Source organism: Methylobacterium marchantiae, assembly GCF_042679825.1.
GTDB classification, from domain to species: domain Bacteria; phylum Pseudomonadota; class Alphaproteobacteria; order Rhizobiales; family Beijerinckiaceae; genus Methylobacterium; species Methylobacterium marchantiae.
Genome location: NZ_JBHTND010000010.1, coordinates 19,720 through 37,303 on the forward strand (window position 1 = coordinate 19,720; position 17,584 = coordinate 37,303).

At 65.8% G+C, this 17,584-nt stretch carries 14 protein-coding genes, 1 tRNA gene and 1 riboswitch; of the genes, 7 read left to right on the forward strand and 8 right to left on the reverse strand.

The genetic code is table 11. The annotated features are described in order from the left end of the window. Positions 1-452: 452 nt before the first annotated feature. Both ACFQ4G_RS09150 and ACFQ4G_RS09155 read right to left on the reverse strand, forming a co-directional pair. Positions 453-529, reverse strand: a tRNA-Arg gene (locus ACFQ4G_RS09150). 226 nt (positions 530-755) lie between these two features. Continuing rightward, positions 756-1,142, reverse strand: coding sequence for a transposase (locus tag ACFQ4G_RS09155; protein ID WP_238208036.1), 387 nt, complete (start codon positions 1,140-1,142; stop codon positions 756-758). Positions 1,143-1,382: 240 nt separating this feature from the next. Here ACFQ4G_RS09155 and ACFQ4G_RS09160 point away from each other — a divergent pair, with 240 nt between their 5' ends. Genes ACFQ4G_RS09160 through ACFQ4G_RS09185 form a run of 6 tightly spaced genes read left to right on the forward strand, consistent with a single transcriptional unit; the run spans position 1,383 to position 7,766 of the window. Further along, complete coding sequence (locus ACFQ4G_RS09160; protein WP_238208034.1) at positions 1,383-2,609, forward strand: transporter substrate-binding protein; 1,227 nt, start codon at positions 1,383-1,385, stop codon at positions 2,607-2,609. A gap of 55 nt (positions 2,610-2,664) precedes the next feature. Further along, a complete protein-coding gene (gene urtB / locus ACFQ4G_RS09165) occupies positions 2,665-4,239 on the forward strand; it encodes an urea ABC transporter permease subunit UrtB (protein ID WP_238208032.1) in 1,575 nt (524 codons plus the stop codon). Continuing rightward, positions 4,236-5,348 (forward strand): urea ABC transporter permease subunit UrtC, encoded by a 1,113-nt coding sequence (gene urtC, locus ACFQ4G_RS09170; RefSeq protein ID WP_238208030.1) that lies wholly within the window; start codon positions 4,236-4,238, stop codon positions 5,346-5,348. The genes urtB and urtC overlap by 4 nt, the downstream gene beginning before the upstream one ends. Then, positions 5,345-6,055 carry an ABC transporter ATP-binding protein gene (locus ACFQ4G_RS09175; protein WP_238208028.1) on the forward strand — a complete coding sequence of 237 codons (711 nt, stop codon included), beginning with the start codon at positions 5,345-5,347 and terminating at the stop codon, positions 6,053-6,055. Before urtC ends, ACFQ4G_RS09175 begins: the two co-directional genes overlap by 4 nt. Continuing rightward, the gene (locus ACFQ4G_RS09180; RefSeq protein WP_238208026.1) at positions 6,052-6,780 is read left to right on the forward strand and encodes an ATP-binding cassette domain-containing protein; all 729 of its coding nucleotides are present in this window, start codon (positions 6,052-6,054) and stop codon (positions 6,778-6,780) included. The genes ACFQ4G_RS09175 and ACFQ4G_RS09180 overlap by 4 nt, the downstream gene beginning before the upstream one ends. Before the next feature lie 35 nt (positions 6,781-6,815). Beyond that, the gene (locus ACFQ4G_RS09185) at positions 6,816-7,766 is read left to right on the forward strand and encodes an acetamidase/formamidase family protein (RefSeq protein ID WP_238208024.1); all 951 of its coding nucleotides are present in this window, start codon (positions 6,816-6,818) and stop codon (positions 7,764-7,766) included. A 36-nt stretch (positions 7,767-7,802) separates the two neighbouring features. Here ACFQ4G_RS09185 and ACFQ4G_RS09190 read toward each other — a convergent pair whose 3' ends face one another. The 3 genes from ACFQ4G_RS09190 to ACFQ4G_RS09200 all read right to left on the reverse strand — a co-directional run bounded on the left by ACFQ4G_RS09190 (position 7,803) and on the right by ACFQ4G_RS09200 (position 9,971). Continuing rightward, complete coding sequence (locus tag ACFQ4G_RS09190; RefSeq protein WP_238208022.1) at positions 7,803-7,973, reverse strand: hypothetical protein; 171 nt, start codon at positions 7,971-7,973, stop codon at positions 7,803-7,805. A gap of 94 nt (positions 7,974-8,067) precedes the next feature. Next, complete coding sequence (locus tag ACFQ4G_RS09195) at positions 8,068-9,231, reverse strand: dimethylmenaquinone methyltransferase (protein ID WP_238208020.1); 1,164 nt, start codon at positions 9,229-9,231, stop codon at positions 8,068-8,070. Between the two features lie 470 nt (positions 9,232-9,701). Then, positions 9,702-9,971, reverse strand: a complete 270-nt coding sequence (locus ACFQ4G_RS09200; protein WP_238208018.1) for a hypothetical protein — start codon at positions 9,969-9,971, stop codon at positions 9,702-9,704. A 256-nt stretch (positions 9,972-10,227) separates the two neighbouring features. Between ACFQ4G_RS09200 and ACFQ4G_RS09205 the strand changes: the two genes are divergently transcribed. Next, positions 10,228-10,671 (forward strand): cupin domain-containing protein, encoded by a 444-nt coding sequence (locus tag ACFQ4G_RS09205; protein WP_238208016.1) that lies wholly within the window; start codon positions 10,228-10,230, stop codon positions 10,669-10,671. A 51-nt stretch (positions 10,672-10,722) separates the two neighbouring features. On the opposite strand, the gene ACFQ4G_RS09210 is transcribed toward ACFQ4G_RS09205, so the two are convergent. From ACFQ4G_RS09210 to ACFQ4G_RS09220, 3 genes are all read right to left on the reverse strand, one after another. Further along, positions 10,723-12,126: a PepSY domain-containing protein gene (locus ACFQ4G_RS09210; RefSeq protein WP_379040127.1), complete on the reverse strand. Its 1,404-nt coding sequence runs from the start codon at positions 12,124-12,126 to the stop codon at positions 10,723-10,725. Positions 12,127-12,140: 14 nt separating this feature from the next. Beyond that, positions 12,141-14,342: a TonB-dependent receptor gene (locus tag ACFQ4G_RS09215; RefSeq protein WP_238208012.1), complete on the reverse strand. Its 2,202-nt coding sequence runs from the start codon at positions 14,340-14,342 to the stop codon at positions 12,141-12,143. A gap of 290 nt (positions 14,343-14,632) precedes the next feature. Beyond that, a riboswitch (cobalamin riboswitch) is annotated at positions 14,633-14,836 on the reverse strand. A gap of 100 nt (positions 14,837-14,936) precedes the next feature. After that, complete coding sequence (locus tag ACFQ4G_RS09220) at positions 14,937-17,333, reverse strand: TonB-dependent siderophore receptor (protein WP_238208010.1); 2,397 nt, start codon at positions 17,331-17,333, stop codon at positions 14,937-14,939. Positions 17,334-17,584: the final 251 nt, after the last annotated feature.

Sequence of the window (17,584 nt, forward strand, 5' to 3'; positions counted from 1 at the left end):
CGCGCTGGTCCGAGCGATGTTCAAGGATGCGTGGGAGCAACGGATCACGCAAGCGGAAGCGATCATCGCCGCTCATCGTCGCGAGCGCGAAGCGATCGACGTCCAGCTCGATAAGCTGATGGAGCGGATTGTCGAGACCGACAGCCCGGCTGTGATCGCGGCCTACGAGCGCAAGATCGCGACGCTTGAAAATCAGAAGCTGGTCATGGCCGAAAAGATCGAAACCGGCGTCCGTCCGCGGCACGCCTTCGAGGATGTGTTCGAACGCGCCATGGGGTTCCTCGCAAGCCCTTGGAATATCTGGGCTTCCGGTGACTTCACGATGCGCCGCCTGGTGCTTCGATTGGCCTTCGCACAGCGCATTCCCTATCGCCGCGGCGAAGGGTTTTCGAACGCGAAATTCGCGTTGCCTTTCAAAATCTTAGAGGAGATTGACATGCAAAGAAAAGAGATGGCGCACCCGACACGATTCGAACGTGTGACCTTTGCCTTCGGAGGGCAACGCTCTATCCAGCTGAGCTACGGGTGCTGACCGTGGACGACACGTAACCCAAGCCGTGGCCGCGCGCAACGGTGACGTCGGGTATCGCGGAGGCGGAGCCTCTCGAAGGGATTGCCGCGTGGCGCTACTGGGGATGGGTCGAGAACGTCGCGTCGGAAGGGTTGCGACGGACCAGCCTTCCGTCGTTCCGGACGATGCCCGGTTTGTCCCATGGGGCTGGCGCAGAACGTGGATGCGCCGATACGGCCAGCGTCTAGTTCGCCCCTCTCACGAAGGCGTATCGTCCGACTGAGGCGGCCCCTCCGCGATAGCGGGGACCCGAGATAACGGCAGATGACGCTTCGGGACAACATGGTGCCTGGGATGCGGCTTCCGCGCGATGGTCGGAATGGCGGGGGGCCAAGACGAGGAGGGATTGCCTGAGACGGGCGAGTTCGGCCCGCAGCACGGCGTTCTCGCGTTCCACCTGCCCGAGATGGGCGATTCCTGCCGGCGGCAACCCGCCGAGGCGCCGGCGCCAGCGATAGAACGTGCCGATCGAGATATGAGCGGCCGCGCAGATCGTCGCGGCGGGGATGCCGCTCTCCGCCTCCTTCAAGAGAAAGGCGACTTCCTGATCGGTGTGCCGGGATCGACGCATGTGCAAGCCTCCACGATCCGAGATGTCGCTATGCGCCCAGCAAGAAGCACACCCGGTCTCGGTGACGGATTCGGCCGGGGGTTTTGTGAATTTTGACGTTTTGATCGCCACAGAGCCCGCATCGCAGGCTGTCCGATGAGGTTTTGCGCATCCGGATGAGGCCGTGCAGCCTATTTGACCTTCCACCGAGGCCTCGGGAATCCGACACTTCGCCCCGTGTCACGGGAAGGTGCAGAGCCCATGGTCGATGTCACGAGGCGTCATTTCATCGGGACGGCGACTGCGCTCGCCGCTCCCGCCATCATCCGCCCAGCCTGGGCCGCTGATACGGTCAAGCTCGGGTGTCTGTTCTCGTCCTCGGGCACGATGGCCAATATCGAAGGCCGCCTGAACCACGTGGTGCGCATGGCCGCGGACGGGCTCAATGCGAAGGGCGGCGTCAACGGGCGCCGAATCGAAGTCGTGACCTCTGACCCCGCATCGGACTGGCCGCTCTACGCCCAGATCGGCCGGCAGATGCTTCAACAGGAGAAGGTCGCCGCCCTGTTCGGGTGCTGGACCTCGGTCTCGCGAAAGTCCGTGCTGCCCGTTGTGGAGCAGAATGACGGGCTGCTGTTCTATCCGCTCCATTTCGAAGGCGACGAGAACTCGAAGAACATCGTCTACGTGAATTCGCCGCCGGCGAGTTCGGTGCTGCCCGCCGTCGATTACCTGATGGGTGCGGAGGGTGTCGGGGCCAAGCGCTTCTTCATGATCGGCTCCGACTACGTCTGGCCGCGCACGATCAACAAGCAGCTCAAGGCCTATTGGGTGTCGAAGGGCGTGGCCGCGAACGCCTGGCGCGAGGAATACGTGCCGCTGGGCTTCTCCAACTTCCAGACCTTGGTGAACCAGATCCGGAGCTTCGCCTCGGAGCCCGGCGGGCAACCGATCGTCGTGCTGACGGTGGTGGGGTCCTCGATCCCCGACTTCCTGCGCGAGTTCGCCAACCAGGGCATCCGCGCCACCGACGTGCCGATCCTGGGCCTCGACATGGTGGAGGCCGACCTCGAAGGGCTGGATACGGCGCCGCTCGTCGGCCACCTCAATTGCTGGGCCTATCTCCAGGCTGCGAAGGCTGAGGCCAATATCCGTTTCCTCGGGGACTGGGCCGCCTACGTGAAGGCCAAGTCCGTCCCCTTCAGCGCCGACACCGTCATCGACCCGATGGTCTCGGCCTATGACAGCGTCCAGCTCTGGGCGCTGGCTGCGGCCAAGGCCGGGAGCTTCGACGTGCCGGAGGTACGCAAGGCCTTTGCCGGCCTGAGCTTTGCCGATCCCTCCGGCTACACTCTGACGATGACGGGTGAGAACAACTACGTCTCTCGCGGCGTCTTCATCGGGTCCGTCAACGAAAAGCAGGGTTTCGACATCCTGTGGCAATCGCCCGACGCGCCCAAACCCGTGCCGTTCAGCCCGTATGGTTGAGGGGGCGGGACGCGCGAAAGCCTGGATCTGCGGCGTCCTCCTCGCCGTCTGTTCGATGCAGTCTGCCTTCGCGGAGGCGAGCCGCCCCGACCGCGCGGGTTTCGCCGCGAGCCTGTGCGGCGACGGCGCGGCACAGAGCAAGGCGCTGGACGAGTTCGTGCGGTTGAGCGGCGAGGCCGCGATCGACGATCTCGCCGTCGCGGGCGACCTCCTGCGCGGAATGCTGGAGCGACGCTTTCTCTGTCTCGGCGACGCTACCTTGCTTCTCGACAAGGCAGGGGCATCCGAAGGGCGCGATGTCGCAAGCGGCACGGTCCATACGGCCGCGGGCGGGCGCTCGCCCGTCCTCGGCCTGCGCCAGCGCGCTTTGGTGGAGACCGCCTCCGGTATCGCCGCGCTGGTCGCCGGTGAGACCGTGGAGCTTCGGTCGAAAGGGCTCGCGGCCGTGGAGCGCCGCATGGCCGGCGTGCCCGAAGCGGTGCTGGTACGGGCGCACAAGACGGAGAGCGACGCCGGGTTGAAGGCCGCGATCGGCGTCGCGGCGCAAGGGGCCGCCCTGTCCTCGACCGATCCGGCGCGCCGCCTCGCAGCGATCGGGGCCGTGGCCGACACGCCGTCGGGGGCCGCCTTCTCGCGGCTCTCCGCCCTGAAGACCGATCAGGCCTATCGCGCGGATGCCGAGTTCAGGGCGGCTCTGGATGCCGGGGTCGCCCGCGTGGAACGGGCAATATGGATCGGGAACGGCCTCGCGGTGCTCTACAATGGCCTGAGCTTCGCCAGCATCCTGTTCATGGCAGCCGCCGGTTTGGCGATCATCTTCGGATTGATGGGCGTGATCAACCTCGCCCAGGGCGAGTTCATCATGGTCGGCGCCTATGCCGCCTATGGCGTGCAGGAGGTGTTCCGCCGGTTCGCGCCTGGCTTTCTCGATCTCTACCTCCTCGCCGCCATCCCGGTCGCCTTCCTCGCCGCCGCGCTGGTTGGGATCGTCATCGAGGCGCTGATCCTGCGCCATCTCTATCGCCGGCCGCTGATGAGTCTGCTCGCCACCTGGGCGGTGAGCCTGTTCCTGATCAATCTCGTGCGCGTCGTCTTCGGATCGCAGAACCTGCAATTCGCCATGCCGTCCTACGTCAGCGGCGGGATGCCGCTCTACGCCGATTTCATCGTCACCTGGAACCGGCTCTTCGCCATCGCCTTCGCCACCGCGACCTTGGTCCTGACGCTGCTGATCCTGAAGCGCACGCCGCTCGGCCTCGACATCCGGGCGGTTACCCAGAACCGCGACATGGCCGCCTGTCTCGGAATACGGACGCGGCGGGTGGATCGCCTCGCCTTCGGCTTCGGCTCTGGGCTGGCCGGGCTCGCCGGCGTCGCCCTGTGCCCGATCTACAGCGTCAATCCGGGCATGGGCACCACCTTCATCGTCGACAGCTTCATGGTGGTCGTGCTGGGCGGCGTCGGCACCGTCATCGGCACCCTGGTCGCGGCCCTCGGCATCGGCGGCGCCAACGTGCTGATCGAGCCGCTCTACGGGGCGGTGGCCGCCAAGGTCATCGTGCTCGCCGGCATCATCCTGTTCCTCCAGCGCCGGCCCGAAGGACTCTTCGCCGTCAGGCGGCGGCGATGAAAGGGGCCGTCGAGACCGTGCCGATGAGGGCGCCCCGCCGCCTCGTCCCGGCTCTAGCGGACGATCCTCTGCTGGCGGCGGTGATCGGCCTCGTCCTCGCCGCCGCCCTCGCCCTCGTCCTGCTGCAGCCCGCCCCTTACCTCGTGAACATGGCCGGCCAGCTCGCGGCCTTCGCGATCCTCGCCGTCTCCCTCGATCTGGTCTGGGGCTATCTCGGCATCCTCAGCCTCGGGCACGGCCTGTTCTTCGCCATCGGCGGCTATGTCTGTGCCATGCACCTTCTTTCCCACGCCTATGCCGTCACCGGCGTGGCGCCGGACCTCATGCAGTTCATGGGCTGGAAGTCGCTGCCGCTGTACTGGTGGGGCCTCACGAGCGCGCCCTACGCCCTCGGACTTGCCCTGGCACTCGCCGCCGCCATCGCCTTCGTATTCGGCTTCGCCTCGTTCCGCTCACGGGTGAACGGCGTCTATTTCTCGATCATCAGCCAGGCGCTGGTCTATGTCGCCATGCTGCTGATGTTCCGCAACGATACGGGGCTCGGCGGCAACAACGGCATGACCGGTTTTCCGCTCCTGTTCGGCCATCCCATCGGTGCGCCCGGCGTGGTGACGGGCCTCGCCGTCGCCACGCTCGTCACCCTCGCATTGGTTCTCGCCGGGACGCGAGCCCTGGTGGTCGGCCGCATCGGCCGGCGCATGCTCGCCTGCCGCGACGACGAGGCCCGCCTCCGCACCCTCGGCTACAGCACCACGCGGCTCAAGCTCGGGATCTGGTGCCTCTCCGCCACGATCGCGGCTTTGGCCGGGATTCTCTACGTCCCCCAGGTCGGCATCATCAACCCACGGGTGCTGAGCCCCGACCTCTCCGTCGAAATCGCGGTCTGGGTCGCCATCGGAGGGATGGGTCGGCTCGCGGGCGCGGTCATCGGCGCCGTGGCGGTCAACGCCCTCAAGTTCTGGCTCAGCGCCGCGATGCCGGAGGCGTGGCCCTTCATCCTGTCCGGCCTCGTCCTCGTCGTGGTGCTGGGACTGCCGAACGGCCTCCTCGACCTCGCGACCCTGCGCCCGAAGCCGACCTGGCTGCGGCGCGATGGGCGGCTCGGATGAGCGCCCTGGTCATCGAGAAGCTGAGCGTCGTGTTCGGCCGATTCCGGGCGCTGGACGACCTGTCGCTGGCCATCGATCCCGGTGAGATCCGGGCCGTGATCGGACCGAACGGCGCCGGAAAGACAACCCTTCTCGACGCCATCACCGGCATCGTCAGACCGATCTCGGGCCGCATCCTCCTCGGCGACGACCTCGACCTGACCCGGCGCTCGGAGGCGCAGATCGCCCGCGCAGGCGTACGCCGCAAATTCCAGAAGCCGAGCGTCTTTCCCGCCCTCACCGTGCGCGAGAATCTGGAGATCGGCGCGGGCCTCGGTTGTCCGGCTTCGGAGCGATCCGATCGCGCGGCGATGTCCCTCGCCGAGACCGGCCTGGAGGCGCGGGCCGACACTCCTGCGGGCTCTCTGGCGCATGGCGAGAAGCAGTGGCTCGAGATCGGCATGGTCCTGGCCTCCCGGCCGAGGCTGGTCCTCCTCGACGAGCCGGTGGCCGGGTTGTCCGATGCGGAAACCCTGCGTACGGTCGAGCTGATCCGGTCCCTGCGCCGCCCCGACCGGGCGATCCTGGTGATCGAGCACGACATGGCCTTCGTCGAGGCCATCGCCGACCGGGTCACCGTGCTGCACGAGGGGCGCACCCTGTTCGAGGGTGGGATGGCCGGCGCGCGCGCCGATTCCCGGGTGATCGAGGTTTTCCTCGGCCGATGAGCGACGCTTTCCATCTCCATCCGCAAAGCCCCCTGGGCCTGTCCGTCTCCGGCCTCGACCAGCATTACGGCAGTGCGCAGGTCCTACGGAACGTAAGCTTCACCATCGAGGCCGGCGCCTGCCTGGCGGTGCTCGGCCGCAACGGCGCCGGCAAGACCACCCTCCTGCGCTGTCTCACCGGGCTGATCCCGTCAAGCCGCGGCCGCATCACTCTCGGCGACATCGACATCACCGACCTGCCGCCGGACCGGCGGGCACGGGCAGGCCTCGCCGTCGTGCCCCAGGGCCGCGAGATCTTCGCCGATCTCAGCGTGGCGGAGAACCTGCGGGTCGCAGCCCGAGCGCATGGGCTCGACCGCACCGATGCCGTGGACGAGGCGGCTGCCCTGTTCCCGGCCCTGCGCGGCCTGTGGAACCGGCCCGGCGGCAATCTCTCGGGCGGCCAGCAGCAGCAACTCGCCATCGCCCGTGCGCTCAGCACACGGCCACGCCTCATCCTCCTCGACGAGCCGACCGAGGGCATTCAGCCCTCCATCGTCTCGGCGATCGAGGGCGTGATCGAGGGGCTGAAGGGCCGGATCACCGTGCTCTTGGTGGAGCAATATCTCGAATTCGCGGTCCGCCTCGCCGATTCCTTCGTGGTGCTCTCGCGCGGCAGCGCGGTCGAGCAGGGCACGCGGGCGACCCTGGATCACGCCACCCTCGCCCGGCACATCGCCGTCTGACCCGCAATCCAGCAAGACACCCAAGAGGAGCCCCCATGTCGACGCATCACGAGATTCCCGCGACACCCGACACGATGGTGCTCGGCTATTTCGACGCCGCCCTGCCGCCGGTTCTGGAGATCGCGTCCGGCGATATGGTCACGCTCCACTCGTTTCCGGCCGGCGGCAAGGAATCGCTCCACCCGGACCCGGCACGGGTGCCGGCCGACTACCTCGCCGCCCTGGACACTCTGGTCTCGGGGCCCGGCCCGCATTTCGTCACCGGCCCGGTCCACGTCCGCGGCGCAGAGCCCGGCGACGTGCTCCAGGTCGATATCCTCGACCTGAAATTCCGCATGGACTGGGGTTTCGTGGCGATCCTGCCGCTGCTCGGCACCCTGCCGGACGAGTTCACCGATTACGAGACGATCCATCCCGACATCGATGTCGCCCGCGGCGTCGCGATCCTGCCCTGGGGCGCGGAACTGCCGCTCGATCCGTTCTTCGGGATCATGGGCACAGCGCCGCCCGCCGCCTGGGGCCGTGTCGGCTCGCCGGTCCCGCGCGCCTTCGGCGGCAACATGGACAACAAGGAGCTGAAAGTCGGCACGTCGCTCTACCTGCCGGTCTACAATCCGGGCGCGGGGTTCTATGCCGGCGACGGCCACGGCGTGCAGGGCGACGGCGAAGTGTGCATCACGGCCCTCGAGACCGGGCTCACCGGCACCTTCCGCCTCACCGTGCGCAAGGACCTCGGCTATGCGTGGCCCTTCGCCGAGACGCCGACCGATCTCCTGACGATCGGCCTGCATGAGAGCCTCGACGAGGCCATGCGCCAAGCGGTGCGCGAGATGGTCCGCCATGTCTGTGCGCGGACCGACCTGACCCGCAATCAGGCCTACATGCTGTGCTCGCTCGCTGGAAACTTGCGCATCACGCAGACTGTCGACGGCAACAAGGGCGTCCACATGCTGCTGTCGAAGAGCGCGTTGGCTGCGCCGGTCTGAGTCGCGATGGACGTGCGCCCCGCACCGAACTCGCGTTCAGCGACGCCGGTCCTGGCTCTGGCTCGTGCGGATCGCTTTGCGCGCCCGAGCCTCGTGGATCGAGGCGACCTTGATCAGGAGACTGTGCTCGGCATCCGACGTGGCGCCGGCGGCGCAATTCCGTAGGACGATCGCCGCCCGCACATGCATCAGGGCCCGTTCCAGCATCCGATTCTCGCCCCCATCGCTCCGCCTCTGCTCACCGGTCTACCGGTGCGCGCTTAAGGGATCACCAACTCGACGACGGTCTGGGTTGGTCGGCTCAGGCCTTCCAGGCCTTGAGCGCGGCGAAGGGGCTGGCCGCAGGGTCGGGTTGCGGTGGGTTGAGCACCGGTTCGACCTGCGCCACGGCATCGGCCAGGGAGAAGGCCGACCCGGCATTCAGCTTGCCGCCGGCTGCGTCCTTGTGGCCGCCGCCGCGGAACCGGCGCGCCCCGTCCAGGGCCGTCTCGTTGTTCGAGCGGAACGAGAGCGAGCCGGTACGCTGGACGTTGACGACGCGGCTGGCCCTGCCGCTTTCCATGACGAGGTCAGACACGCGCTGGAACATGCCGGAATCGAGACCGAAGGACAGGAACGTGCCATCGGAGAGGCGATGGAACAGGGCATCCGACTTGGCGAGCGCCCTCGCCATCCGCATCCGGGTGGTCAGGGTCGGGTCATCCTGGTCTTCACCGGCGAGGAGCGTATCGACGAGGCGCAACCGGATTGCGGCGACCTCGGCCTCGATCCGGGCAGGCGATGCGCCCTCTCGCACCACGCCCGCCACCGCACGCAGCAAGGCACTCATGAAGCGGTCGTGCCAGGGATGGCCCACGGGCACCAGGGTGGCGACGTTGTCCCAGAAGATCTCGTCCAGGGCGAGGCCGCCCCGGAAGGTCGGGCGCTCCTTCTTCCACAGGTCGAGGGCATCGACGGATTCGACGAGGGCCTGGAGGTCGCGTGCCACGTCACCCTCGACCTCCCGAGTGGAGTAGAGCGACCGGTGCTCGTAGGCGAGGCGGGTGGCGCAGCGGTCCTCATCGATCAGCACGACCACGTTCGGATCGGATAGCTCGACCCGTGTCAGGCCGGGCGTCTCCGGCACGGGCGAGAGGACGAGGCCCTGCTCGCGAAGCTGATCGAGGGAGGAGGCGTGGTGATCGAGGACGATCAGACGATGCCGCGCTCCCTCCTCCCTGCGCTGGTTCAGGGCCACAAATCGGGTGATGAAGGTCACGGCGACGGCCTCCAGGCCGAGATCCGTCATGACCAGGCATTCCGGTGCCTGCGTACGGCCGAGCCGCTTCAACTCGGCATCGACCACCGGACCGACATCCGCATAGCGCGGAATATGGACGACCCGCGACACGTCGACGAAGGCACCGACGATGGTGGACGCGCCGTAGCCGTCGAGGTCGTGATGGGTCAGTTGGGTGACGGTCAAGATTCGTCCTCGCGGCTCGGGCATTCTTCCGGCCTTATGGGCCAGTCCGGCCGGGTCCGCGACCCACCGCGTGAAAATCCCGTACTCTTATGGCCGATGATCGACCGATGCGGATCCTCGACGGCCTCTCCGTTATGTCCCTGACCTCATGCCTGCGCGTGCTCCCGTCTCGCGAGACCGAGGCCCGCGAGACCGAGGCCCGAACGCATCGCCTGCCGCATCGCCTGCATTCGGGCCTCGTCGATCACGACGGCCCGCGCCTCACGAGCGCAGCATCGCGTCCGTCGATCCGACGATGGTCATCACCAGGCCGCAGGTGAAGGCGCCGATCATGGCGTAGGTGAAAAGTCTCATCAGGATGGTTCGTCCCTCCCTGTCAGGATCAGGTTTCGATAGGGGACGGGGCACGCCACCTCATCGGCCGAGCCGGATGGCGGATACCCGTCGATGCTCGAAGAGCGACCGGTCGATCAGCAGCGGCCACCGCCGGAGGTCTGGCCGTACTGCATCACGGAGCGGGTCTGCTGGTTGGCGTTGCCTTCGGAGGCCGAGCTTGGGGCGCAGGCGCCGTAGGTGTCACGGTTCTGAAAACCAAGGGAGCCGGTCGTGATGTCGTCATAGGGCGACACCGTCAGCGGACGCTCGACCGGGGCGCGGTGGCTGAAGGCCGAGGCTGAAGTGACCGGAGCAGCAACGCCGAAAACAAGGGCGGCAATAGCAGCGGTGACGATGGCTTTCATGGATTTATTCAATCTCCTTCGCAGTACAGCCCGGATTTTTCCGCGCCGTTTGTCTCCGCATGACTAAGATATGGGAAGCCTCTTGCGATCCTGACGTGACAGGACGCACGCGCTGCCAGGGATTAAGGTTTTCCGGCTCACGACACTTGCGGTCGCCCGCCCGGGCGAACGGGCGCCCGCAGGGCTCCCATTGGGCAGATCGGCGAAAGCGGATAGGTTGTCGTCCAAAGGACAAAGAAAGCCCCGGGGATCGTCGATGAGCCAGGACCAGAAACACACCGATGCCGCGCATGCGGTCTTCGATGTCGCCGCCGCCGTGGCGACGTTGCCCGAGACTTCGGCGACCATGGTGGCCGACCACCGCTTCGTCGACGTCCCAGCCGCCAGCGCCCGCGTGTTCCGGGTCTATTCGCCGACACCGCCGCACAGCCACGCCTCCTGCGACGAGTATCTCTACGTGCTGTCGGGCCGCTGCATGATGAAGTTCGCCGATGAGCCGCCGGTGGAAGTGGGACCGGGCAAGCTGGTGATGTTCCAGCGCGGGGTGGTGCATTCGGTGCCGGAGATCCTGGAGGAGCCGATGGTGTTCCTCTCCGTCGATACTCCCCGCCGCGAGCCGCGCGACATCCGCTTCGTCTCCGATGGGACGGGCACGCCCGACACCTTCATGCGCCAGTCCCAGCAGGCGCAGCAGCAGTAGAGAACGGCTTGTATCCCTCCTCCTCGTTCGGAGGGATACGCGCACTGGCGGTCAGCGACTTGATGTCTTGAGCCGCCGCCAACCGACGACGAGCCCCGTGGCCACCAGCGCTCCCGCAAGGAGGTTCAGCAGCCATTGCGCCGTGGTCCTCGCCGGCGGGTGGCCGACGAGAACCGGCAGGTCGAGGCGGTGAAGGGCCGTGAACAGCCAGCGGTTGATGCGGCCCGAGCGGTCGAGCCGGTTGAGGATCTCGCCGCTCCGTGGATCGATATGCAGCCAGGTCGCGTCCGGGTCGGAAAAGCGCAGGCGCAGGATCGGGAGCGTCCCGCTCGTGAGAGCCGACCAATACAGATCGTGGCGGTCCAGGCTCTCCGCGCTCTCCCGTCTCATACCCGCCATTGCGTGACTGGCCGCAGCAAGGATCGCAGCCTCGCCGGGAGCCTCTCCGACAACTCGCGTTCCAGCCCCGGCGAGCCCGAGCACCACCCAGCGTCCACCGATCCGCTGCCAATGCAGGCCGAAGGGGGCCTTCGCAGCGATCTCGCCCAATCCGTCGGCGTCGATACCGATAGGGCTCGGCGCCCCGGCATAGGCCTCGCGCAGGTCGGCGGGTGGTGCGAGGGAGGTGAACCAGCGATTCGGGTTCATGGAGAGCCAGCCACTGACGATGAAGGTGGTGAGCCCGATGCCGCCGGCGAGCCCGGCGAGATGGTGCCAGCGCGCCAGTCCGCGATAGGGCGTGATGCGCCCCCTGGTGTAGCGACGCCTGAGGCGCAGGCGCCAGATGCCGAGAACGAGCCCGGCCAGGGCCGTGACCGCGGCGGTGCCCGAGATCCACAACACCACGTCGCGCCAGAGGTCGACGCGGGCGCGGAGCGGCGTGAGGTAGATCCAGTGGGTGACGGAGCCGACCCAGTTCCAGCCGCGCTCGAACCGCGTCGTGTCGAGGGTGATCTCGCCCGTCACCTGCGAGACGTAGAGCTCGGTTCCGGCCGCGTCGTTCAACGCGACCTTCAGGAAGGGTCGAAGCGGATCGTATCGGGCGGTCACCGTCCACTGGTCGCGATCCACCACCTCCACAGATCCGGCCGGACCCGCGCCCGCGAAACGCAGGGCCGCCTCAGCATCGATGCCGCCGAGTACCGCTCCGGTACGGGCGGAGATCGTGACGCGGCGACCGTCCAAGGCCGACAGCCGGTAGACGGGCTCGTCGCCGCGCATCTCCAGATCGAGCCTGCGAGGCATGCGGGACAGTCCGGCCGCCGACAGGGCGTCGTCCGGCAGGATCGCGACCTCGCCCCATTGAATCGGCCGCAGCCGAGCGAGGCGCTCGGCCTCGGTGAGGCTCGGGAACGGCACGTAGAGCATCACCAGCCCGGAGCCGATCCAGAGGGCGAAGAGCGCGCCCGTGCCGATTCCGAGCCAGCGGTGGCCGAGGACCAGCCATCGCTTCATCGGTTTGAGCAGGCTCACCACGCGACGCTGTAGGCGACCTCGAACGAGCGCGGCCGTCCGAGGATCCAATTGGTGCCGATCCCGTCCACGGCGTTACCGCTGATCGCGTAGGTCTTGTCGAACAGGTTGTAGACCCTGAGACTCAGGCGCGAGGCCGGGGTGACCTGATGGTCGAGGCCGAGATGGGCAAGGGTGTATTCGGGCCGCGGGGCGGTATTGCCGAAATCGCTGAAGACGCGGCCGATGTTCTGGATGCCGATCCGGGCTTCCCAATCACGGGCAAACGCCCAGTTGAGCCAGACATTGGCGACGCGCTGAGGTACGTCGACGGGCTGGTTGCCGGCATAGGAGACCGCCCCCTCCCGGAACTCGTCATATTGCGCATGCAGGAGCGCGAGATTGGCGTCGATGCGCCAGCCGTCGGACAGGCGCAGGACAATGGCGCCCTCCACCCCGTGCGAGGATTGCTGACCGACCTGGGTCGAGAGCATGGGCTGACCCGGCACCGCCGAGATCAGGTTGTCCTTGACGATGCGGTAGCCGGCGAGCGTCCATTCGAGGGCGCCGTTCAGCGCGAGGCCTTTGGCCCCGACCTCGATCTGCTCGCCGGTGGCGAGAGCGAAATTGGCGAGCGATTGCGACAGGCTAATTAGGCTTCCCACCGGATCGGTGGCGGTGGCGTATTGCACGTAGAGGGCCGAATCCGGGGTCGGGTTGTAGACGAGGCCGAAGCGATAGCTCAGGGCCTCGAACGAGCGTTCGAAAGTCGCTCCGGTCTGGAGATTGCGGCGGTGCAGGGTCGGCGCGTCGAAGCGCACGCCGGTGAGGAAGGAGAGTTGGTCGCTGAGGATCAGTCGGTTCTCGGCGAAGACCGAGGCCTGGTTGGTGCTGGTGGCATAGGCTGGGCTCGCGCGGCCATTGGCCGAGAACTGGCCGGGATCGTAATTGAACGGGTCGACGCTGGTGACGAGGCTGCCGCCCGCGCTGGAGAAGTTGTTGGTGTGGCGGAAATCGACGTGGTTCACGTCGAAGCCGACGGCGAACTCGTTGCGGAAGCCGAATACGTTGCCCTTGAACGCCGCGTCGAAGCGGTTCCCGACCTGCTCCTGCTGGTGGTAGATTTCGGTATAGCTGGACCTGTCGATGAGCCCGGTGGCGCGGTTGAATCTGTACTGCTCGACATCGAGCCAGTGGCGCCGGCTCTGCAGGCGGTAAGCGGTGTTGCGGATGGTGATGTCGGCAGACGGCGTCCACTCGGTCTTGAGCTGGGTCCAGTTGTCGGCCCAGGTGATCTTGGCTCCGTTGACGTTGTAGTTGTTGAACCGGAGGGCCTGGACGATCTTTCCGTCCACCAGCGGCGTGCCCCAGTAGCGGGCGGGCTCCTGATACCCGAGATCGTGGCTGAGCGTCACCGCGAGATCGGGGGTGAGCTGGAACAGCAGGGCGCCGGAGACCGCAAGGTTGCGGAAATCGCCGTTCGGGCTGAGCCAGCCGCCGTCTCGGTTGCCGCTGACGTTGAGGCGATAGGCTACCGTGTCGCCGATGGGACCGCCGAGATCAAGGGCGAGACGCGCGAGGCCGTCCGAGCCGGTGGCGACGCGGGCGGCATGGATCGGCGTGAAGCTCGGCTTCTTCGAGACCACGTTGACGACGCCGCCGATGGCGCCGTCGCCGTAGAGCACCGAGGCCGGGCCGCGCAGCACCTCGATCCGCTCCACATTCCAGGTATCGAACGGGAAGGTCACGGTGCCGGCGCCGACGAACAGGCGGGTGCCGTCGTAAAGCTGCTGGATCGAGTTCGGCCCGGCGAAGCCCCGGCTGGAGAAGGCGCCGTTGCCGTTGCCCGGCGAGGCGATGGTGGTGATGCCGGTGGCGTTCTGCGTCACCGCCTCGACCACCGTGTTCTGGCCTCGGATGCGGGCGGTCTCGCCGCTTATGATGTCGAGGCTCGCCGGAGTCTCCAGTGGCGTCAGGCCGAGGCGGCTGGCGCTGCGCGACGGTGTGGCAAGGTTGAGCCCGACGGGGTTCGCCCGCGTGAGGCTCGGGCCGCTTCCCTCCACCGTTAGCTGGTCGAGAGTGACGGCGTCCTCGCCTCGCGCCGCCCCGGCGAGCAGGGTCGAGGCGAGGAGCGAGAGGAGGATGGGGCCAGTGCGACTGGCCGCAGACGATGGCAGCTGTGTGGGTCGAGGAGCGCCGGAGGAGGTTGGAGACGTCATGATGATCGGGATAACCGGAGTTAAGGCAGGCCGGCGGCAGCGATCCACTTCGATAGATCAAATGTTATAACGTTACAATGTATCGATCGCACGGAAACTGCGCGAACGTGACCTTGCGGTCGGGTCGCACGGCTCAACGAGAACGAGATTGGAACGGAAACGATCGGACATCGCAGGCAGACGGCAGGCGCGGCTCAGCGCAGTGGCACGTCACCGCGAACGAAGCCGGTTCCTGCACGCGAGCGCACGCTCCGACACCCCACCAGGGCACCCCGCCCGATGCGTTTCGCGTGTGACCACGACTGACGGCAGGTCTCCTGGCTCGCGGGTCACCGCCCTCTCATCGTCTTCCCAGAAGCTGGAGCCTCCAGTGACGTGTTGATGATGGGCTCGCCGCTTACAGTTGCGGGGGCAGCCGCGGCATCGGACCATCGAGATCCTCACCGCGTTCCCTTTTGATCCTCCGAAGAGGAACCGTCATGGCCAAGCTAGCCGAGCGTGGACAATCGCGTCAACGACGCCCGGGCAACACTCTCTCAAGAAAAAGCCCCGGACCTTGCGATCCGGGGCCTCTTCTCATCGGATGTCTATCACTCACCAGCGGTACGTCACGGAACCGGTGATGCGGCGGCCTTCGCCATAGTTGCACCCCACGAAGTTGATCTGTTGCGAGCAGGTGCCGACATAGACGCGGTCCGTTAGGTTATTGGCAGCGACTTGGAAGCGCCAATTCTCGTAGGTGTATCGGATGGAGGCGTCCAACAGGACGTAATCCGGCACGCGGATTGTGTTCTGCGAGTCGCCGAACGTGTCTCCAATGTAACGAAAGCCGCCGCCGATTCCGACCCCGCGGAACAGCCCGGTCTGGATCGTGTAATCGAGCCACGTGGCGGCGGTGAAGTTCGGCACCTGGATCGGTCGCTTACCGACTGCACTCAGATTGCCGATGGGTGCATCGTCCTTCGTCACTTCGGCCTGCAGGACCGTGAGCGACGAAATCAGCTTCAGACCATCGAGCAGGTCCACGGTTGCTTCGCTCTCGAAGCCCCGCACCTCGATCTCGCCATTCTGGTAGAAGGCCTGCTGCAACGGATCGTTCGGGTTGAAGAATAGCGCATTGGTCTTCTTCGTGTTGAACACGGAGAAGAGGACCGATGTCGCCTGGCCCGGCGGCTGGAACTTTACACCGGCTTCGATGGTCTCGCCGATCTCGGGCTTCGCCGGCGTGATGTTGTAGGTCAGCGGAACTGGACCAATGCCGGGAACATTTGCCGTCGTGCTGGTCTGCAGGAAGACCGGCAGCACGTTGAACGAGCGGGCAGCCGAGACGTAAGGCGTCAGGCCGTTGTCGAATAGATACGAGAGCCCGATCCGGCCGCTATAGGATTGGGCGTCTTGGTTCGCGCCGAAGGTCGTCGGAATGCCGTTGGGAACCCCGAAGCTGTCGAGTTGCTGACGAACGGCATCAATGACCGGATTTTGTGCCGCCGTCTTCGTGGTCACCCAATCGTAGCGGGCGTTCATGCTGAGCAGCCAGCGATCGTAGAATTTCACTTGATCTTGAGCATAGACGCCGACCTGCTCCTGCTCAAGCCGTGATAGGAGTGAGCGCGGAAGTTGGGCGACGGGCTGTCCGTAGACGGGGTTGAGGATGTCGAGAGGGCCGACGAAGGGTCCGATGCCGAGCAGTGCGAAACTAGTACCGCCGAATTGGTCGCTCTTGTTGTTGATCTTGCTGTAATCTATTCCTAGCAAAGCGGTATTCTTAATGTAATCAAACTGCGAATCATGCTGGATCTGGGTGTCGACGGTAAAGACGCCGTAATCCTCGCGCCAAGTCTGGGCCTCGCGGTTTATGAGATTGGGCATCCCAGGCGTGATGGCGGTGGAGTAGATCGCATTATAATCCGTCGAAGCGTGAGCGTAGCGTAGGTTCTGGCGCACGATCCACTGATCGTCGAACCGATGGGAGAACTGGTAGCCACCCTCGAAATGCTCGGCGAGGAAGCGCGAGAAGCCCGGCTCCCCAAGGAAGCGACTGCGCAACTGCGCCTTATAGGGATTGCTGCCGTTGGTGTACTCGCGCGGAATAGCGCGGAAGGTATCGCCGGTGCGATCCTTCTGGTAGTTGCCGAGCACCGTCAGGCTGGTATCGGCCGAAGGTACAAAGGTCACGGCGGGAGCAATATAGATCCGGTCGAGATCAGTATAGTCGACTTGCGTGCCGCCCTCTCGAAGAAGGCCGGTAATGCGGTAGAGGATGGTCTTCTCCGGATTCACCGGACCACCGAGATCAAAGCCGAACTGCTTGCGGTTAAAGCTGCCATATGAGCCGAATATTTCCCGCAGCGGCACGGCTGTCGGCTTCTTTGTGATGAAATTCACGAGACCGCCCGGATCGTTGAGCCCGAACAGGCCAGAGGTCGGCCCGCGCAGCACATCGATACGTTCGACTCCGTAGGGTTCTATCGGAAAGCCCGAGAAGCTCGTCTGCGGAAGGCGCAAGCCATCCTTGTAGATGCCGCGCTGGGTCTGGTCGAAACCGCGAATGATCAATTGATCGAAGCGACCGTCCTGGCCCTGAGGTGACGAGACGATGCCGGCGCTGTAGGCCAGCGCATCCGCGAGGTTCTCCGCGCCACGATCCTCAAGCTGCTTTTGTGTGACCACCGAAACAGATTGAGGTATCTCGCGCAGAGGTGCATCGGTCTTGGTCCCCGAATTCGTCCTGGGGACCACATAGGAATTCGCCGCGGTCACGCCACCGCCGTTTCCGCTTCCCAGACCACTTCCCGATCCCTGAACCGAGAGCGTATCGAGCTGCACCGAGGCGCTGCCGGTCCCGGCAGCCGCCTGGGCGAGGGCCGCCTCGCTCCACAAGCCGGTCGCCATGGCAAGCATCGCCACGGTCGAGACGCCCGCCAGGGAACGTGCGCTGTAACGGGCTTTGCGCGAGAACCTGCCGGAGGAAAGCGGCGTGCCATCAGACATAGAGAAGACCTTGATCGTCGAAAATGCAGCGCACATCTGAGCATGAAAGAGCGAGATTTCCCGGCAGGGGCATCGCGTAGAACGATTCAAAACAAAGATTGCGTCTCACCAAGACAAATCCACACGGCGTCTTTGTCAGCAAGACGAAGTTGTACTGCGAAGGTGGAAGTTCTGCTGGCGTGGCCCCAGGAACACATTCTTTCTTTAGAATAGCTCAATTGAAAACGCGCGATGGAGCCGCGACTGGATGG